This window comes from Arthrobacter sp. CJL-S3 (assembly GCF_056711635.1).
Genome location: NZ_CM160046.1, coordinates 1787762 through 1804720 on the forward strand (window position 1 = coordinate 1787762; position 16959 = coordinate 1804720).

13 protein-coding genes, 6 tRNA genes and 2 pseudogenes are annotated in these 16959 nt (G+C 68.8%); 3 read left to right on the forward strand and 18 right to left on the reverse strand.

Going from position 1 to position 16959, the window contains the following annotated elements; translation table 11 throughout:
• Positions 1 to 6: 6 nt before the first annotated feature.
• The 9 genes and pseudogenes from AC06G6_RS08025 to AC06G6_RS08065 all read right to left on the reverse strand — a co-directional run bounded on the left by AC06G6_RS08025 (position 7) and on the right by AC06G6_RS08065 (position 10572).
• Positions 7 to 2186 (reverse strand): annotated as a pseudogene (locus AC06G6_RS08025) (3-hydroxyacyl-CoA dehydrogenase NAD-binding domain-containing protein).
• Positions 2183 to 3424 (reverse strand): thiolase family protein, encoded by a 1242-nt coding sequence (locus AC06G6_RS08030; protein WP_479828581.1) that lies wholly within the window; start codon positions 3422 to 3424, stop codon positions 2183 to 2185. The pseudogene AC06G6_RS08025 and the gene AC06G6_RS08030 overlap by 4 nt, the downstream one beginning before the upstream one ends.
• Before the next feature lie 283 nt (positions 3425 to 3707).
• A complete protein-coding gene (locus AC06G6_RS08035) occupies positions 3708 to 5150 on the reverse strand; it encodes an HRDC domain-containing protein (protein WP_479827950.1) in 1443 nt (480 codons plus the stop codon).
• A gap of 86 nt (positions 5151 to 5236) precedes the next feature.
• On the reverse strand, positions 5237 to 5887 hold the full coding sequence (locus tag AC06G6_RS08040) for a DUF3000 domain-containing protein (RefSeq protein WP_479828582.1): 651 nt from the start codon (positions 5885 to 5887) through the stop codon (positions 5237 to 5239).
• Between the two features lie 102 nt (positions 5888 to 5989).
• A complete protein-coding gene (locus AC06G6_RS08045) occupies positions 5990 to 7078 on the reverse strand; it encodes a threonine aldolase family protein (RefSeq protein ID WP_479828584.1) in 1089 nt (362 codons plus the stop codon).
• 56 nt (positions 7079 to 7134) lie between these two features.
• Positions 7135 to 7893 (reverse strand): SDR family NAD(P)-dependent oxidoreductase, encoded by a 759-nt coding sequence (locus AC06G6_RS08050; protein ID WP_479827952.1) that lies wholly within the window; start codon positions 7891 to 7893, stop codon positions 7135 to 7137.
• Complete coding sequence (locus tag AC06G6_RS08055; protein WP_479827954.1) at positions 7890 to 9311, reverse strand: DUF6421 family protein; 1422 nt, start codon at positions 9309 to 9311, stop codon at positions 7890 to 7892. The genes AC06G6_RS08050 and AC06G6_RS08055 overlap by 4 nt, the downstream gene beginning before the upstream one ends.
• A gap of 246 nt (positions 9312 to 9557) precedes the next feature.
• Positions 9558 to 10069 (reverse strand): annotated as a pseudogene (msrB, locus tag AC06G6_RS08060) (peptide-methionine (R)-S-oxide reductase MsrB).
• Between the two features lie 14 nt (positions 10070 to 10083).
• Complete coding sequence (locus AC06G6_RS08065; protein WP_307462929.1) at positions 10084 to 10572, reverse strand: hypothetical protein; 489 nt, start codon at positions 10570 to 10572, stop codon at positions 10084 to 10086.
• A gap of 158 nt (positions 10573 to 10730) precedes the next feature.
• Here AC06G6_RS08065 and AC06G6_RS08070 point away from each other — a divergent pair, with 158 nt between their 5' ends.
• Entirely contained in the window at positions 10731 to 12014 is a 1284-nt protein-coding gene (locus tag AC06G6_RS08070) for an alpha/beta hydrolase family protein (protein WP_479828588.1), read from the forward strand.
• Here the strand turns inward: AC06G6_RS08070 and ybaK are convergent.
• The 3 genes from ybaK to AC06G6_RS08085 form a co-directional block, all read right to left on the reverse strand.
• Positions 12011 to 12508, reverse strand: a complete 498-nt coding sequence (gene ybaK, locus AC06G6_RS08075; RefSeq protein ID WP_479827956.1) for a Cys-tRNA(Pro) deacylase — start codon at positions 12506 to 12508, stop codon at positions 12011 to 12013. The genes AC06G6_RS08070 and ybaK overlap by 4 nt on opposite strands.
• Before the next feature lie 42 nt (positions 12509 to 12550).
• Entirely contained in the window at positions 12551 to 13009 is a 459-nt protein-coding gene (locus AC06G6_RS08080; protein ID WP_479827958.1) for a SufE family protein, read from the reverse strand.
• An 80-nt stretch (positions 13010 to 13089) separates the two neighbouring features.
• A complete protein-coding gene (locus AC06G6_RS08085) occupies positions 13090 to 14007 on the reverse strand; it encodes a sulfurtransferase (protein WP_479827960.1) in 918 nt (305 codons plus the stop codon).
• Between the two features lie 231 nt (positions 14008 to 14238).
• Between AC06G6_RS08085 and zapE the strand changes: the two genes are divergently transcribed.
• Positions 14239 to 15276, forward strand: coding sequence for a cell division protein ZapE (zapE, locus tag AC06G6_RS08090; protein WP_479827962.1), 1038 nt, complete (start codon positions 14239 to 14241; stop codon positions 15274 to 15276).
• 202 nt (positions 15277 to 15478) lie between these two features.
• Here zapE and AC06G6_RS08095 read toward each other — a convergent pair whose 3' ends face one another.
• The 6 genes from AC06G6_RS08095 to AC06G6_RS08120 form a co-directional block, all read right to left on the reverse strand.
• The gene (locus AC06G6_RS08095) at positions 15479 to 15748 is read right to left on the reverse strand and encodes an antitoxin (protein WP_307462914.1); all 270 of its coding nucleotides are present in this window, start codon (positions 15746 to 15748) and stop codon (positions 15479 to 15481) included.
• A 223-nt stretch (positions 15749 to 15971) separates the two neighbouring features.
• Positions 15972 to 16046, reverse strand: a tRNA-Val gene (locus tag AC06G6_RS08100).
• A 38-nt stretch (positions 16047 to 16084) separates the two neighbouring features.
• Positions 16085 to 16157: transfer RNA gene (locus tag AC06G6_RS08105), tRNA-Gly, on the reverse strand.
• 56 nt (positions 16158 to 16213) lie between these two features.
• Positions 16214 to 16288, reverse strand: a tRNA-Val gene (locus AC06G6_RS08110).
• A gap of 39 nt (positions 16289 to 16327) precedes the next feature.
• Positions 16328 to 16398: transfer RNA gene (locus AC06G6_RS08115), tRNA-Cys, on the reverse strand.
• A gap of 45 nt (positions 16399 to 16443) precedes the next feature.
• Positions 16444 to 16516, reverse strand: a tRNA-Gly gene (locus AC06G6_RS08120).
• Positions 16517 to 16833: 317 nt separating this feature from the next.
• Here AC06G6_RS08120 and AC06G6_RS08125 point away from each other — a divergent pair.
• A tRNA-Val gene (locus AC06G6_RS08125) sits at positions 16834 to 16905 on the forward strand.
• The last annotated feature ends 54 nt before the right edge of the window (positions 16906 to 16959 follow it).

Below are 16959 nucleotides of genomic sequence, written 5' to 3' on the forward strand. Positions count from 1 at the left end.
CGCGGGTCAGGCGGCCGGTTCGGACGCCACGCCGGGCGCCAGGAACTTCCGGCCGTTGACGCGCTCGGAGGCCCCGACCCGGTCCAGGTACGGGGTGATGCCGCCCAGGAACATGGGCCAGCCCGCACCGAGGATCATGCAGAGGTCGATGTCCTCCGGGCCCGCGACCACGCCTTCGTCCAGCATCAGACCGATTTCCTCGGCGAGGGCATCCTGCGTGCGGCGCAGCACCTCCTCGCCGGTGGAGGGTGTGTCGCCGAAGGACATCAGCGCGAGGGTCTCGGCGGGGATGAACGGCTTCCCGTCCGGTCCCTTTTCCGGCGTTCCGTTCTGCACGGCCCAGATGGACTTCACCCCGTTGTCGATGAGTTTCTGCAGGTTCTGCGAAACGGTGAAGCGGCCGGGGAACGCGGCGTGCAGGGACTCCTGGACGTGCTGTGCGACCGGCAGCCCCACCATGGCGCCGAGGACGAACGGCGTCATCGGCAGTCCCATCGGGCGCAGCGCGTTGTCCGCCACCTCGGCCGGGGTGCCCTCGTCGAACGCGGCGGTGACTTCGCCCATGAGGCGCAGCAGGAGGCGGTTAACCACGAACGCGGGCGCATCCTTGACGAGCACGGCGGACTTCTTGAGGCCCTTGGCGAGCTCGAACGCGGTGGCCAGCACGGCGTCGTCGGTCCTGGGGGCGCGGACGATTTCCAGCAGCGGCATCACGGCCACGGGGTTGAAGAAGTGGAAGCCCACCAGGCGCTCCGGATGCTCCAGGTCTTCGGCCATGGCGGTGACGGACAGCGAGGAGGTGTTGGTGGCGAGGATGCACTCGGCGGAAACGATCGCCTCGACTTCCTTGAAGACCTGCTTCTTGACGTTGAGCTCCTCGAACACCGCCTCGATCACGAAGTCGGCGTCGGCGAAGGCTTCCTTGGAGACCGATCCGGTGACGAGCGCCCGGGTCCGGTTGGCGGCGTCGGGGCTGATCCGGCCCTTCTGCAGCAGTTTGTCCACCTCGGCGTGCACGTACCCCACGCCCTTGTCCACTCTGGCCTGGTCGATATCGGTCATCACGACGGGCACCTTGAGCTGGCGGGCGAAGAGCAGGGCGAGCTGGCTGGCCATCAGGCCGGCGCCGACGACGCCGATTTTGGTCACCGGGCGGGCCAGCTTGCGGTCCGGGCGCCGGCGGGGCGCTTGGACCGGCGCTGCACGAGGTCCAGGAAGGCGTAGACGGTGGAGCGGAATTCGTCGGTCTGCATCAGGTCCGCAAGGGTTTCGCATTCCAGTTCCGCGGATTGGGCCTGCGTCAGCGTGCGGTTGGCCTCCATCACCTCGAGGACCTTGGCCGGGGCGGGGGAGGCGTTGGAGGTCTTGGCCTCCACGAAGGCCCGGCCCGCGGCGATGGCGCCGGCCCAGCGGGCCGCGACCTCCGGGGTGGAGGGGTCGACGGCGTTGGCGCGTGCCGGGCTCGCAGCGCCCGCGATGACCTGCGCGGCCCAGGCGACGGACTGTTCGACGAAGTCGGCGGGCTCGAACAGGGCGTCCGCCATGCCGAGCTTGAACGCCTGCGGACCGGTCAGCGTCCGGTTGTTGCTCAGCGGGTTCTCGATCATCACCTTGACGGCGTTTTCCGGCCCGATCAGCCGCGGCAGGATGTACACCCCGCCCCAGCCGGGGATGAGCCCGATGAACGCCTCGGGCAGGGCCAGGGCCCCGGCGCCGGTGGACACGGTGCGGTAGGTGGACTGCAGGGCGATCTCCAGCCCGCCGCCGAGGGCGAGTCCGTTGATGAAGGCGAAGCTCGGCACCCCCAGGTTCGCCAGCGTGCCGTAGACGTCGTGGCCGAGCTGGGCCATCCAGAGGCCGTGTTCGCGGCCGCTGATCGACTTGACCGTGGACAGGTCCGCGCCGGCGACCAGGAAGTAGGGCTTGCCGGTGACGCCGACGCCGGCGATCTCGCCGCGGGCGGCACGCTCCTTGAGTCCTTCCAGGACGGTGCCGAGCTCGATCAGGGTGTTGGGGCCCAGCGTGGTGGGCTTGGAGTGGTCCAGGCCGTTGTCTAGCGTGACCAGGGCGAAGGTGCCGGGGCTCTTGCCGTCCACCGCGGGGAGTTTGATGTCCTGGACGTAGGAGTGGGTGACCGTCTCGTTCGGGAAGAGGTCGGCAAGCTTGCGGAAATCGGCGGCGCTCATGCTGCGGCTCCAGTCTCGGTGGTGGTGGCGGTTGTCTCTTCAAGGGCGAGGCCGTAGGCGGCGTGGTGCGGGTTTTCCCAGATCACGGTGGCGCCCATGCCCAGGCCGATGCACATCGTGGTCATGCCGAAGCGGACCGAGGGGTCCTCCTCGAACTGGCGGGCCAGCTGGTTCATCAGCCGCACGCCGGAGGACGCAAGCGGGTGCCCGACGGCGATCGCCCCGCCGTAGCGGTTGACCCGGGGGTCGTCGTCGGCGATGCCGAAGTGGTCCAGGAAGCTGAGCACCTGGACGGCGAAGGCCTCGTTGATTTCGAACAGGCCGATGTCCCCGATGCCCAGCCCGGCGTTCTTGAGGGCCTTTTCCGTGGCGGGGACCGGGCCGATGCCCATGACTTCGGGTTCGACGCCGGCGAAGGCGTAGCTGACCAGGCGCATCTTGACCGTCAGTCCCAGTTCCTCGGCGGCGTCGGCGGAGGCCAGCAGGGCGGCGGTGGCGCCGTCGTTGAGTCCGGCGGCGTTGCCCGCGGTGACCCGGCCGTGGGCACGGAATGGGGTCTTGAGCGCGGCGAGGTCGTGCACCGAGGTGCCCGGCCGCGGCGGCTCGTCCACCGTGTTTACCGTCCAGCCCTGTCCCGGTTTCATCGTGGCGACGGGCACCAGGTCCGGCTGGATCTGGTCCCTGGCGTAGGCGGCCGCGAGCTTGTCCTGGGAGGCGACGGCGTAGGCGTCGGTGCGGTCCTTGGTGATGGCCGGGAAGCGGTCGTGCAGGTTCTCGGCGGTGTTGCCCATGTTCAGGGCCGCCGGGTCCACGATCCGTTCGGACATGAAGCGCGGGTTGGGGTCCGCGCCGGCGCCCATCGGGTGGTTGCCCATGTGTTCGACGCCGCCGGCGATCACGACGTCGTAGGCGCCGAAGCCGATGCCGCTCGCCGTGGTGGTCACCGCCGTCATGGCGCCGGCGCACATCCGGTCGATCGCAAAGCCCGGCACGGTCCGCGGCAGTCCGGCCAGCAGGGCGGCGGTGCGGCCGATGGTCAGGCCCTGGTCGCCGGTCTGGGTCGTCGCCGCGATGGCCACTTCGTCGATCCGGTCCGCCGGCAGGGACGGGTTGCGGCGCATCAGGTCGCGGATGCATTTGACCACCAGGTCATCGGCGCGCGTTCCCGCGTAGATGCCCTTCTCGCCGGCGCGGCCGAACGGGGTGCGGACGCCGTCGACGAAGACGATCTCGCGCACGGCGCGGGGACCTGCGGCGCGGGGACCCGCGGTTCTGGGACCCGCGGTGCGGGGATTCGCGCTGCTCTGTTCTCCGCTGCTGGGTGTTCCGCTGCTGGGGGGCTGGCTCACGTGTTACTCCTCATCGAGACATGGGTGCCGGATCCGCGCCCCTGGCGTAAGGAGCCAGGGACAGCAGGGGGCCGGGCGACATCAGACAACATGTTACTCGTCAGTAACATAGCTGGCAAGGAGTCCGGTGGCGCGCCGCCCGGGAGACCTTCCGGCAGCCGGGCGGGCGGGCCTAGTGCGCCGTGTCCGGTGCTGCGGTGTCCGGTGCTGCGGCGGCCGTCGTGGCGGAAGCGGTCGCTGCGGGAGTTGCGGCAGCCGCTGCAGTTGCGGCCGGCACGGATCTGGCCTCCTTGACCGGCAGCGGCTGCGGGTTCTGGAAGGCCTCGGTGATCAGGGGAGCCACGAGTTCGATCTGCCACTGGCGGGCCCCCAGGTTCGCGAGTTCCTCGGCGATGCCTTCCTCGCTGGGCTCGACCGGCGGGCGCCAGCAGACACGGCGGAGGTAATCCGGCGTCAGCAGGTTTTCCACCGGCATGTTCAGCTCCTCGGCCTTGGCCTGCAGCAGCGGCCGGGCGGTGGCGAGCCGGGCGGCGGCCTCCGGATCCCGGTCGGCCCAGACCCGCGGGGGCGGGGGGGCGTTGGTGGGCAGGTGCAGGGGAGGGAGCTCCTCGAGGGCGCGGGCGGTGCTGATGCAGCGCAGCCACCGCGGCGCCTCGCGCTGGGCCGCGCGGCCGTGGAAGCCCTTGGTGCCCAGCAGCTGGGGCACGGTGGCGGGCATGGCCTTGGCCGCGGCGACGAGGGCGGAATCGGGGATCAGCCGGCCGGGTGCGACGTCGCGCTTCTGCGCCAGCGAGTCGCGCTCGAGCCACAGTTCGCGGACCGCGGCCAGCTGGCGCCGGTCGCGGATCTGGTGCAGACCGGATGTCTTGCGCCACGGGTCGATGCGGGGCGGCGCCTGCCCGGCCTCGAGGATGGCGGCGAATTCCTGTTCGGCGAACTCCAGCTTGCCGTCGGCGACGAGGAGTTCAATGAGTTCCTCGCGCAGTTCGGTGAGGACCTCGACGTCGAGCGCGGCGTAGCGCAGCCAGGGCTCGGGCAGCGGACGGGTGGACCAGTCGGCCGCGGAGTGTTCCTTGGCGAGGCCGAAGCCGAGGAGCTGTTCGATCACGGCGGCGAGTCCCACGCGGGGAAGCCCGGCGAGGCGGGCGGCGAGCTCGGTGTCGAAGAGCTTGTCCGGCCACATGCCGAGTTCGGACAGGCAGGGCAGGTCCTGGCTGGCGGCGTGCAGGATCCATTCGACGCCGCGCAGGGCGTCGTTGACGATGGCCAGGTCCCCGAAGGGTTCGGGATCGATCAGCCAGGTGCCGGAACCCTCCCGGCGGATCTGGACCAGGAAGGCGCGCTGGCCGTACCGGAAGCCGGAGGCCCGCTCGGCGTCCACGCCGGCGGGGCCGTGGCCCGCGGCGAGGGCCGCGGCGCAGCGTTCCAGGCCGGACTGGGTTTCAATGACGAGCGGCACGCCGTCGCGCGGTGCATCGAGGTCGATGATCTCGGGGACCAGGCTGTCGAAGCCGTCCACCGCGATGTGGGCTGTGGTGTCAGCCGCCTCGGTCTTGTTCGGCACTGTGTTGGCGGCCGCGCCCGCGGTGGTGATTTCCGGAATATGAGGGGTCATGATGACTTCAGTTTAGCGACAACACGGTGCCGGGGGCCGCGCACCCGCCAAAACGAAGCGGGTTCCGCCGGTGCGCGGGCCGCATCTCAGGCCGGTCCGCGGCGCCAGCGCGGCAGCGGCGTGACGCCTTCGGGCAGCGGGGGAAGGCCCGCGAAGGTGCAGACCATGTCGGACCAGGCTTCAAGGTGGGAGGTGATGTCGGGGGTGGCCGGCGTCCAGGATGCGCGGAGTTCGATGTCGATGGAATTGGGCCGGTCCGCGAGGGTCCCGAAGCTTTCGGACAGCACCCGCGTCGCGGTGCCGCCGGCCGAGCGGTACGGTGCGGCATGGTTTTCGAGGGCCTCGACGAGCCAGGCCCACGCGACGGAGCCGAGCATTTCGTCGTTGCCCATTTCCGGCTCGAGCTGGGCGCGGATGTAGGTGACGACCCGGAACTCGCCCTCCCAGACCGCGGAGCCGTCGGGATCGTGCAGCAGGATGAAGCGGCCGGTGGCCAGCTCGATGTCGTCGCTTCCGGACGCACGGGCCAGGGCCGCGGCCGCCGGGCCGTGCACGGCACCGGAGGGCGTCACCGCGCCGGGGGCGACCACTTCCGCCCCGAGGGCGACGGAGAACGGTGCCAGCCGCGCGGGCGCCGGGATCTCCTCCAGGCGCAGCTCACTGCGGGTTCGTGCCTGCCGAAGGGTTCCCAGGGCAAAGAGAAAATCCGGCGGAACCTGGTCGAGTGCGTTCACAATGGAAGATTATGCACGGGGCGCCCCCAAGCCCGGCAGGCTCGCCGCCGCTGCCCCGCCCGGCTTTCACCGGGCCGGGCGGCGGCGGCCGTCCTGCCGCCAGGGTCAGCCGGCAGCGAGTTCGCGCTTGATCGCAGCGATGAAGGAATCAACGTCGTCCTCGGTGGTGTCGAAGGAGCACATCCAGCGGACCTCGCGGGCCGCCTCGTTCCAGTCGTAGAAACGGAAGGACTCGCGCAGCCGGTCCGCCACCCCGGCCGGCAGGATCGCGAAGACGCCGTTGGACTCGGTCTTCTGGCTCAGCTCGACGCCGGGGATGGACTCGACGCCGGCGCGCAGCCGGGCTGCCATCGCGTTGGCGTGCGAGGCGGAGCGCAGCCACAGGTCGCCCTCGAGCAGGGCGATGAACTGGGCGGACATGAACCGCATCTTGGAGGCCAGCTGCATGTTCATTTTGCGCAGGTAGATCAGCCCCTGGGCCGCGGCCGGATTCAGTGCCACCACGACCTCGCCGAAGAGCAGGCCGTTCTTGGTGCCGCCGAAGGAGAGGATGTCCACGCCGGCGTCGCGGGTGAAGGCCCGCAGCGGCACGTTCAGGTGGGCGGCGGCGTTGGCCAGCCGGGCGCCGTCCATGTGCAGCTTCATCCCCTTGGAATGGACATGCTCCGCGATGGCCCGGACTTCCTCGGGGGTGTAGCAGGTTCCGAGCTCGGTGGTCTGGGTGATGGAGACCGCCAGCGGCTGGGCGCGGTGCTCGTCGCCCCAGCCCCAGGCTTCCCGGTCGATCAGCTCGGGGGTGAGCTTGCCGTCGGCCGTGGGGACCTGGAGCAGTTTGATGCCGCCGATCCGCTCCGGTGCGCCGTTCTCGTCCATGTTGATGTGGGCGGTCGACGCGCAGACCACGGCGCCCCAGCGCGGCAGCAGGGATTGCAGCGACAGCACGTTGGCGCCGGTGCCGTTGAAGACCGGGAAGCATTCGATTCCTTCGCCGAAGTGCTCCTCCATCAGCTGCTGCAGCCGGGCGGTGTACTCGTCCTCGCCGTAGGAGACCTGATGGCCCTCGTTGGCGGCGGCCAGGGCGGCCAGCACCTCGGGATGGACGCCGGAGTAGTTGTCCGAGGCAAAGCCGCGGACCGAGGGATCGTGGAGCCGCACTGCTGTGCTGGCAGGGGCAGTTTCAACTGTGCTTGTCATCGGTTTGCTCACGCTTTCAGTCTAAGGAGGTCCGGGGTGAAGTTCAGCGTCCGGGCTCAGTGCCGGGGTTCCGGGCCCAGCAGTAGCCGCCGGCCGTTCAGTTCCGCCGCGGGGGAGGTGAAGAGCCCGACGGCGGCAGCCGCCAGGTCCTCCACGTCGGTGAACCCGGGGAAGCTGCGGTCCGGGGACTTGGCCCGCATGCCCGCGTCCACGAGGGCCTTCACCACGAAGACCACGGCGGCGCTGTGCTGTTCCGTCGGGTCTTCCTTGCGGCCCGACTGGCCGCGGTGGAAGCCGTCGGCGACGGCCAGGGTCCAGGCTTCGGCGGCGGCCTTGGCCGCCGCGTAGCTGGCACCGCCCGCCGTCGGCTTGCCCGCGGCGGTGGAGGACATCATGGCGAAGCGCCCGGCGTCCGAGGCGGCGAGGTCGTCGTAGAAGACCCGCGTGACATTCCGCAGTGTGGTGATGGCGCCGCGTTCCAGGAATTCCCAGTCCTCGTCGGTCTGGTCCGTGATGCCCTTCGCGCCACGCCAGCCGCCGACCAGGTGGATGACGCCGTCGACGGACCCGCCCGTGTCGGCCAGCCGGGCCTGCACCGTGGTGTGCAGCGACCGGACCTGCGCGAGGTCAGCGAGGTCGCACACCATTGGCGTGACGCCGCTGCCGGCTTCCGCCGCGGCTGCCTCAATCCGGGGGCCGTCCGAGCCCACGGTGAAGACGGTGTGCCCGGCGCGGCGCAGGGCGCGGGCGGTAGCGATCCCCGAAGGGCCGCTGCCGCCCGTCACCACGACGTTCAGGGGGCGTCCGGTGCTCATCCGGCGTTCAGGGCGGTGTGTGCCGCGCCGGCGGAGGTGCCCGTGGGGGAGCCCGTGTCGGAGGTGCCGGTGATGCCGGCCGTGGACTCGATGACGGGGCGCATCTTCTTCTCGAGGGCCTCGTAGAACATCGAGAGCGGGAACTCGTCGTCGAGCACCTGGTCGGTGAGGCCGCGCGGCGGGCCGGCCAGCGGCAGCGCGTCCGGCCCCTTCGCCCAGACGGAGGCCGGGTTGGGCGTGACGGTGCCGGAGATCAGCTCGTAGGCAGCCAGCCAGTGCGCCATCTTCGGGCGGTCAATCGAGCGCCAGTAGAGCTCCTCGATCTTTGCGCCGAGTTCAACCACGACGTCGGCCGCCGCGTCCCAGTCGATGCTGAGTTTGCTGTCGGTCCAGTGCAGGACGTGGTGCTGGTGCATCCACGCGAACAGCAGCTGGCCGCCGAGGCCGTCGTAGTTGCGGACCCGGGTGCCGGTGATGGCGAAGCGGAAGATCCGGTCGAAGATGACGGCGTACTGCACCAGCTTGGCGTGCCGGCGTGCCTCGGGATCGGCGTCCTCGTCCTTTTCGATCTTCACGGATTCGCGGAAGGCGGTCAGGTCGCAGCGCAGTTCCTCGAGCGAGTAGAGGAAGTAGGGCATGCGCTGCTTGATCATGAACGGGTCGAAGGGCAGGTCGCCGCGCATGTGGGTGCGGTCGTGGATGAGGTCCCACATCACGAAGGTTTCCTGGGTGAGTTCCTGGTCCTCGAGCAGGGCGGCGGCGTCCGCCGGCAGCTGCAACGAGGTGATGTCCGCGGCGGCGCGGAGCACGCGGCGGAAGCGCGCGGCCTCGCGGTCGGCGAAGATGGCGCCCCAGGTGAAAGTGGGGGTCTGGCGGACGGCGACGGTCTCCGGGAACAGCACCGCGGAATTGGTGTTGTAGCCGGGGGTGAAGTCCAGGAAGCGGATCGGGACGAAAAGCTTGTTGGAGTATTCGCCCTCCTCCAGGCCGGCGATGAACTCGGGCCAGATCACTTCGATCAGCACGGCCTCGACCAGGCGGTTGCTGCTGCCGTTCTGGGTGTACATCGGGAAGACCACGAGGTGCCGCAGGCCGTTGACCCGGTGCTGCTGCGGCTGGAAGGCCTGCAGGGAGTCCAGGAAGTCGGGCACGCCGAAGCCGCCGTCGGCCCAGCGGCCGAAGTCCGTCACGAGGAGGGCGAGGTAGTCGGCGTCGTGCGGGAAGGCCGGGGCCAGGGCCTCGATGGACGCCGTGATGGTGCGGACATGCCCGGCGGCCGCCTCGTGGTCCGCGGTCTCCGGAACGGAGCCGTCCTGAACCTGCAGTGCCTGCAAGGCGGTGGCGGCAGCCTTGAGCTGCAGCCATTCCGGGGAGCTGGCGGAGATCGGGGCAGTGGTGGTGATAGCGGTGGTGGTCATCGTCAGCGGGCGCCTTTCTGTGTACTGGGAGCGTCGCTCGTCAGTGATTAAAACGAGCGTAGCAAGCAAACAGGAGCCCTAATGCAAAATAGGCCTGAGCGTAAGAAAGTCTGTGGCAAGTGGGCCGCGCAGCCCGGGTCAGCTCCAGCGGACGAGGGGCTGCCCGCACAAAGCAGGGGACCCCCGCCGGCGCCGCTGGTGCGGCTCCGGACGGGGGTCCCTGGTCAAATGCGGCCTCGGCGCCGGTTACTGCTTGGCGTCGTCTGTTGTGACCAGCCTCAGCGAGACGGAATTGATGCAGAAGCGCTGGTCGGTCGGGGTTCCGTAGCCCTCGCCCTCGAAGACATGGCCCAAGTGCGAATCGCAGTTGGCGCAGCGAACCTCGACGCGTTCCATCCCCAGGGTGCGGTCGTGGATGTACCTGACCGTGCCGTCCGCGAGCGGGGCCCAGAAGGAGGGCCAGCCGCAGTGCGAGTCGAACTTTTCCTGGCTGGTGAAGAGCTCCGAGCCGCAGGCGCGGCACTGGTAGACGCCGGCGGTGTGGGTATCCCAGTACTCGCCGGTGTAGGGCCGCTCGGTCCCCGCCTGGCGGAGCACCCGGTACTCCTCGGGTGTCAGTTCCTGGCGCCACTGCTCGTCGGTCTTTCGGCCGGCGAGCTGCCGGCCGGTGCGGTGCCGTGGGCTGTGGCGCTGTCGGTATCGGACCCGGCGGGGGCGGCGACGGGCGAAACTTTTGGCTTGTTACTAAAGATGCTCATAGCCTCAATAACGCTTAGGAGTCCCCGATAAATCCCGATCCGGCGTAGAGATGCAGGACCGGCAGGCCGAGCTTGTCCTGCGCCTTGGTGGCCCAGTCGGTGTGGAACGTATCCGCGACGGCATGCGGGCGGGTGATCACCACGGCCTGCCCGGCGCCGAGTTCCTTGACCTTGGCGACCATGCTGTCGACGGCCTTGCCCTCGAGGATTTCGCCGGTCACACCGCTGCCCAGGCCGGCCAGGGCGGCGAGGGAAACGGCCAGGGTCTCGGCGGCCTCGGCGCGTTCCCCGGCAGGGTCGGAGTGTCCCGTCAGCTCACGGAAGGCCTTGGAGATCTCCAGCAGGGAGAGGTTCTCCAGGAAATCCACGAGGAGGTGCCGCTCCGTGCTGGCCGGAACCAGGACCACCAGCGGTGCATCACCCCCGGCGAGCAGGGTTTCGATGTTGACGCGGTCGTCCGCGCCCAGGGGCTCTTCTGTCAGGATGACGATTGGATCACTCATGCCCCCAGCCTAGTCGCGCCCCGGTGGGCCCGCACGGATTGGTGCCCGTGTGCCCGGCGCCGGTGGTCCCCGGCGCCCCGGATGCCACTCCCGGCGGTGAGTTCGGTAAGAATGGTGCCATGGCTTCCTCCTCACGCCTCCTGTCGGACCCGCAGCTGATGTCCACCGTCCGTGGAAAAGCTGCCCGCGCCGTCGCGGACTCCGCCGGCGAAGTTTCGGTCACAGGCAGTGCCAAATGGGCTCTGGGCGGCATCATCGGCGGCAGCGCCGCGGCCGGACTGCTCGCCGCCGGGTCCTCCGCCCTTGCCCTCTATTTCGCCCGCCGCGTGATCACCCCCGCCCGGGTCCGCGAGGAGGACCAGGAGATTCTCGCGGTGATCCGCGGCAGCCACCGGCTGCAGGTCATCCTCGCCGCCACGCCCGAGGCGACGGTCGAGGGGGTCTACGGGTTGTTCTTCGACGGCGGCCGGGGGCACGCCCGGATCGGCCGGATCGTGTCCTATTCGCCGGCGGAGCGCACGGTGCAGCGAGAAGTCGAGGCCGTCTACAGCGGCGACCTGAGCAAGACGCGCCGCGGCTACTGGAGCGGCGCCGCACACCCGGACCCTGCCAGCATCGGCCTGCCGTCGGAAGACGTGGACATCGAGGTCGAGGGCGGGACCGCCCCGGCGTGGCTGGTCCGGGCACCGCAGGAATCCGGCATCTGGGCGATTATGGTGCACGGCCGCGGCGCGAGCCGGCAGGAGTGCCTGCGGGCCGTCCGGACGGCCCGGGAACTGGGCATGTCCAGTCTGCTGATCACCTACCGCAATGACGGCCTGGCGCCCTCGGCGCAGGACGGACGCTACGGGCTGGGCTCCACCGAGTGGCGCGACGTCGAGGCAGCCATCGGCTTCGCCCTGGAACAGGGCGCCCGTGAAGTGGTGCTCTTTGGCTGGTCCATGGGCGGCGCCATCTGCCTCCAGACCGCCGACTTGTCCCGGTATCACCACCTGATCCGGGCCATGGTGCTCGACGCCCCGGTCATCAACTGGGTGAACGTGCTGGCACACCACGCCGAGCTCAACCGGATCCCGTCGGCGGTGGGCCGGTACGGGCAGCTGATGATGAGCCACAAGCTGGGCCGGCGGCTGACCGGCCTCGCCGCGCCGGTGGACCTGAAAGCCATGGACTGGGTGTCCCGTGCGGTGGAACTGCGCACACCGACGCTGATCATCCACAGCGTCGACGACGAATACGTCCCCTACGGCCCGTCCGCCGCCCTGGCCGAGAAGAACCCGGAGATGGTCACCTTCGAGATGTTCGACCGCGCCCGGCACACCAAGGAATGGAACGTGGATCCGGAGCGCTGGGAACGGCTGGTCGCCGCCTGGCTGGGGCAGCAGATTGCGCCCCGCCCGAATCCGGGCCAGCAGGACCCCGGGGCCCCTGTTCCCGGCTAATTCCTGCCGCTGCCGATCCGCGCCGTGTGCGCACCGGTGAGCCGGATCAGTTCGGCGGGGCTCAGCTCGATGTCCAGTCCGCGCCGCCCGCCCGATATCAGGATGGTGTCCAGTCCCAGGGCGCTGTCGTCGACCACGGTGGGGGAGGACTGCCGCTGTCCCAGCGGCGAGATCCCGCCGAGCACATAGCCCGTACGGCGCTCGGCGGCCGCCGGGTCGGCCATGGTTGCCTTCTTGCCGCCCAGCGCGGCCGCCATCGCCTTGAGGTCCAGGTTCCCGCTCACGGGCACGACGCCGACGGCGAGCCGGCCGTCGACGTCGACCATCAGGGTTTTGAACACCCGGGCCGGATCGACGCCGAGCACCTCCGCGGCCTCCAGCCCGTAGCTGGCGGCGGCGGGGTCATGGCTGTAGGGGTGGGCGACGAAGGGAACCCCGGCGGCCGCCAGTGCTGCGGTGGCCGGGGTTCCCTGTGACGCCTGTTTGCGTGCCATTCGGTCCGTGTGTCCCTTAGTGCCTGCGTGGCCGGGTGTGGCTCAGGGCTGCTGCGGGAGGGCAGCAACCTTGCGCTTGATCCGGCCCAGCATCGCCGTCATCCCGCGCATCCGTAGCGGCGTGATGGCCCGGGTGAGGCCCAGCAGCTCCGGCATGTCATCCGGAACGGCCAGGATCTCCGCCGGGCTCAGCCCGTCGAGGCCCTCATGCAGCACGCTGGCGAAGCCGCGCGTGGTGGGGGCTTCGGGCGGTGCCTTGAAGTAGAGCCGGACGCTGTCGGCAGCGCCGCCGTCGGACTTTTCCGTTTCGATGGTCAGGAACAGCGGCGACTGGCACTCGACCACCTGCTCCATCAGTTCCGGGTGGTCCTTGAGCCGGTCCGGGAGCTCCGGGAGTTCACGGGAGAACTCAAGCAGCAGCTGGAGCCGTTCAGGTTCGGTAACGGCCTGGAAGTCATCAACAATTTCCGCCAGTGCGGTGGGGAGGGCAGCAGTATTCATCTCTTCCAGCTTACGCACGCGCGGCGATTGTGTCCCGGTCGCGGTGGCAGCGTCCATTCACGGCGGCTACTTGACGGCGCCTACTTGACGGCGGGGACCGTGCCGCGTTCGCTGCCCTTGACGATCGGGACGCGGACGGCGTTGCCCCATTCGGTCCAGGAGCCGTCGTAGTTGCGGACCGTCTCGAAGCCCAGCAGGTACTTCAGCGCGAACCAGGTGTGGCTGGAACGCTCACCGATGCGGCAGTACGCCACGACGTCGTCGCCCTCCTTCAGCCCGGCCTCGCCCAGGTACAGCGCCTCGAGTTCGGGGCGGGACCGGTAGGTGCCGTCCTCGGCGGCCGCCCGGGCCCACGGGATGGAGGCCGCGGTGGGAATGTGTCCGCCGCGCAGGGCGCCTTCCTCGGGGTAGGCGGGCATGTGCGTGCGCTGGCCGGTGTACTCCTCGGTGGAGCGGACGTCGATGAGCGGCTTGCCGAAGTGGGCCAGCACGTCGTCCTTGAAGGCACGGATCGGGGCGTCGTTGCGCTCGACGACGGGGTACTCGCCCGGGGTGACCGCGGGCTTGTCCGTGGTCAGGGCGCGGCCCTCGGCGATCCACTTGTCCCGGCCGCCGTCGAGCAGGCGGATGTCCTCATGGCCGAAGAGCTCGAAGACCCAGAGGGCGTAGGCCGCCCACCAGTTGGATTTGTCGCCGTAGATGACAACGGTGCTGTCGCGCGAGATGCCCTTGGCTGCGGCGAGGGCGGCGAACGCCGCGCCGTCGACGTAGTCGCGGGTGACCTCGTCGTTCAGGTCGGTGTGCCAGTCGATCTTGACCGCGCCGGGGATGTGGCCCATTTCGTAGAGCAGCACATCCTCGTCGGACTCCACCACGACGAGCTTTCCGTCAGCGAGGGCGCCGGAATCGATGGCGGCGGCCAGCCACTCGGTGGACACGAGCCGCTCGGGGTGGGCGTAGGCGGCGAACTTCTCGTTCTGCTCAACGGGGTAGGGCATTGGAATGGCCTTTCACTGAAACGGTCAGGGGGCCGGGCCATGGAAGGATCGAGCGCGGCGCCGGGCCTTCTCCAACACTAGCCACGCCCCGCCGGGATTGCCCCTCAGGGTTCACACTCGGAAATATGGCCTTCGTCACGTGCTGCCCCGCCCGTCCCGCGGGTGCCGACGGGCGGCCCGCGCATTGCCGGTATTCTTTCTGGGGACAAGAGACCAGCAGAACGGACCACCTTGGTACAGATCGAACAGCTCGCCGCCCGCACCCCGGCAGTTTCAGTGGATGAACTCCTCAACGGGTTTTATCCGTCGCCGCGCTTCGGTGAGGTTTCGTTTTCCAGCTACCGGCCGGATCCGGAGCAGCCCAGCCAGGCCGCCGCGGTCAGGGCGCTGTCGGGATTCGCGGCCAACGTCGGTGCGCGCGACGGCGACGGGCTCTTCAAGCGCCTCTTCGGCAAGAAGGACATGTCCCGCGCCGGGATCTACCTCGACGGCGGTTTCGGCGTCGGCAAGACCCACCTGCTCGCCTCGCTGTGGCATGCCGCCCCGGGACCGAAGGCGTTTGGCACCTTCGTCGAATACACCAACCTGGTCGGGGCGCTGTCCTTCCGCAAGACGGTCGAGGCCCTGAGCCACTACAAGCTGGTCTGCATCGACGAATTCGAGCTCGACGATCCGGGCGACACCGTGCTGATGTCCCGCCTCATGCGCGAGCTGGCCGACGCCGGCGTCAAGCTCGCTGCCACCTCCAACACCCTGCCGGGATCCCTCGGCGACGGCCGCTTTGCCGCCGTCGACTTCGCCCGGGAAATCCAGGTGCTGGCGGACCAGTTCGACGTCGTCAGGATCGACGGCGAGGACTTCCGCCACCGCGGCCTGCCCGCCGCGCCGCAGCCGCTGCCGAACGACAAGCTGACGCACCACATGCAGCAGGAGTTCCACGGCAAGACGGTGGCCCGCGACGAGTTCAGCACCCTGATCAACCACCTGGCCGGTGTCCACCCGAGCCGGTACCGCCAGATGCTCGACGGGATCGAGGGTGTGGTCTGGAAGAACGTCCACACCATCACCGAGCAGGCCGTCGCGCTGCGCTTTGTGGTGCTCGCAGACCGGCTGTACGACAAAGATGTGCCCATCCTGGCCAGCGGTGTTCCGTTCGACCAGCTCTTCACCGAGGAAATGATGACCGGCGGGTACATGAAGAAGTACTTCCGCGCCGTCTCGCGGCTCACCGCCCTGGCCCGTGAAGGCCAGAACCACGAACCCTCCTGACGCCTAAAGCAACGCGGGGTCAGCTTCGGCCCATCCTGACGTACCGGATGGGGCAGGGGTGACCCCGCGTTGCTGCTTTAAGCGCGCCCTTGGACGCCGGATCGCCGTAACTAAACGCCGGAGGTCTCGTTAACCGCCGTTAAACGCCGGAGGTGCCGGCGCCACCTCTCGGCGGGACCGGCACCTCGCTGACGTATCTGGGTCAGAGGCCTGGCTTGCGGGGCTCCCCGGTTACGGGGGGCTCTCCGGCAACGGGATTCTGCTCGGCGACCGGCGGCGTATTCGGCCGGTTGTTCGCCTTGTCCACGAAGTCGGAAGCGCCTCGCTGCGCAGCATCGATCTTGTCGGCGTGCTTTCCGCCGGTCTTAGTGTCGACGAAATCGCCGGCCTTTTCGATGCCGTTCTTGATGGCTTGTTCGTTGCCACCAATCACTTTCTGAGCCTTGCCCTTTAGATCGTCAAGTAATCCCACGGGCACCTCCCTTCGGTCGCGGAGCCAGATCGCTCCTAGCGGTTTCTACCCTAGCGGGAGGCGCGGGGAGTGCCAAGGGTGTCCGCCCACAGGGTAAAAGCTGCCGGACCGGATGCACAGGGTATAACGGCCCCACAGAGCCCAGGACCCGGGCCCTGGAACCCCCACCGCGACCCGGGGCGGCAGGGTACAAAAAAGAGCAGCTCCGGGGGAGCCGCTCTTGTGGTGGGCGATACTGGGATCGAACCAGTGACCTCTTCCGTGTCAGGGAAGCGCGCTACCGCTGCGCCAATCGCCCGCAACCGGAAGGATCCGGAGTGGAGTTGTAATGAAGAGAGCGGACGACGAGATTCGAACTCGCGACATCCACCTTGGCAAGGTGGTGCTCTACCAGCTGAGCTACGTCCGCATTTTAGTCCATGCCGGCTGGGCCGGTGGTGCTGCATCAAGCAAGTTGCCTTGCTTTGGTGGGCGATACTGGGATCGAACCAGTGACCTCTTCCGTGTCAGGGAAGCGCGCTACCGCTGCGCCAATCGCCCCTTGCATCCAGTCGAAACCGGAAACCAGGGTTTTCACCGAGGTGGGTACGGGATTCGAACCCGTGTTAACGGCTTTGCAGGCCGCTGCCTCGCCTCTCGGCCAACCCACCGTGTAGATAGGATTCCGAAGAACCTTACCGTGACAGTGTCCTGCGAGCGGACGACGAGATTCGAACTCGCGACATCCACCTTGGCAAGGTGGTGCTCTACCAGCTGAGCTACGTCCGCAGTATTGTCTGCAATTCCCCGCCGCAATCGGCATTTCCTCGCGTTCCAACGAGTAAGAACTCTATAGGAGGTTCAGGGAACTTACAAATCGGGACGACGACGGCGGACGCGGGGAGCGCTGCATCGTTGAGTTCTAGCGGTTCCTGCGAATTACAGCCCTGTAATTCGCGCGCCTTTTCCGGGCGGCACCCGGACGGCTGCGGGTGCCTGCCGGGGGTCGCAGGTTCCCCGGTGGAGGACTCATTCGCTGACTTCGGCGGAACGCAGCGCCCCGATTTCTAAATTCCGCCGGGGTGGGCTAGCATTCAATGGCATTGGGGCGATTGGCGCAGTGGTAGCGCGCTTCGTTCACACCGAAGAGGTCACTGGTTCGAACCCAGTATCGCCCACCCAATAAATGGTCCGTTCCGCTCACCGAGCGGGGCGGACCATTGTTGTTAGTG

Bases quoted from the DNA above. Each gene is read 5' to 3' on its own strand.
- AC06G6_RS08045 (WP_479828584.1), bottom strand. From the start codon at position 7,078: ATGACAAGCACAGTTGAAACTGCCCCTGCCAGCACAGCAGTGCGGCTC.
- AC06G6_RS08085 (WP_479827960.1), bottom strand. From the start codon at position 14,007: ATGCCCTACCCCGTTGAGCAGAACGAGAAGTTCGCCGCCTACGCCCAC.
- ybaK (WP_479827956.1), bottom strand. From the start codon at position 12,508: ATGGCACGCAAACAGGCGTCACAGGGAACCCCGGCCACCGCAGCACTG.
- AC06G6_RS08050 (WP_479827952.1), bottom strand. From the start codon at position 7,893: ATGAGCACCGGACGCCCCCTGAACGTCGTGGTGACGGGCGGCAGCGGC.
- AC06G6_RS08035 (WP_479827950.1), bottom strand. From the start codon at position 5,150: ATGACCCCTCATATTCCGGAAATCACCACCGCGGGCGCGGCCGCCAAC.
- AC06G6_RS08070 (WP_479828588.1), top strand. From the start codon at position 10,731: ATGTCCACCGTCCGTGGAAAAGCTGCCCGCGCCGTCGCGGACTCCGCC.
- AC06G6_RS08080 (WP_479827958.1), bottom strand. From the start codon at position 13,009: ATGAATACTGCTGCCCTCCCCACCGCACTGGCGGAAATTGTTGATGAC.
- AC06G6_RS08065 (WP_307462929.1), bottom strand. From the start codon at position 10,572: ATGAGTGATCCAATCGTCATCCTGACAGAAGAGCCCCTGGGCGCGGAC.
- AC06G6_RS08055 (WP_479827954.1), bottom strand. From the start codon at position 9,311: ATGACCACCACCGCTATCACCACCACTGCCCCGATCTCCGCCAGCTCC.